Below are 451 nucleotides of genomic sequence, written 5' to 3' on the forward strand. Positions count from 1 at the left end.
GAATGCGGGCGACAACATCACGGTGGGCGCGCTGGCCAACATGAAGGTGGCTGACCTGGGTAACTCTGCCTACAGCACGGGTTCGATCAGCGGCACTTCCGTGACGCCCGCAGCCGTTACTTCGGCTTCGGTGAGTATCACCATCCAGGGAGCTACCGCTTCGGCCGTGGCCACGATTGAGGCCGATCCCAACGCAACGCAGACGGAGCTGACGGGCCGCACCATTGCCGCCATCAATGCCAAGACCGCTGACACCGGCGTGACGGCCTTCCTCAGCGAGGACGGCACGACGATCGATCTGCGCGCTACTGCCGCTCCAACGGGCACTACAGGCACCACAGCATCCATCACGGTCGGCACGGCTGCGGCGACGAATCTGACGGCCATCACGACAGCTGCCGGCAAGGGCATAGACAAGGTGGACATCTCCACGCAAGCCGGTGCTTGGGAA

Annotated in this window: 1 pseudogene; it reads left to right on the top strand. The window is 63.9% G+C overall.

The features are described from left to right. Positions 1-451: pseudogene (locus tag IAE24_RS30005) on the top strand (hypothetical protein); the annotation flags it as partial.

Source organism: Delftia sp. S65 (genome assembly GCF_016516495.1).
GTDB lineage: Bacteria > Pseudomonadota > Gammaproteobacteria > Burkholderiales > Burkholderiaceae_C > Comamonas > Comamonas acidovorans.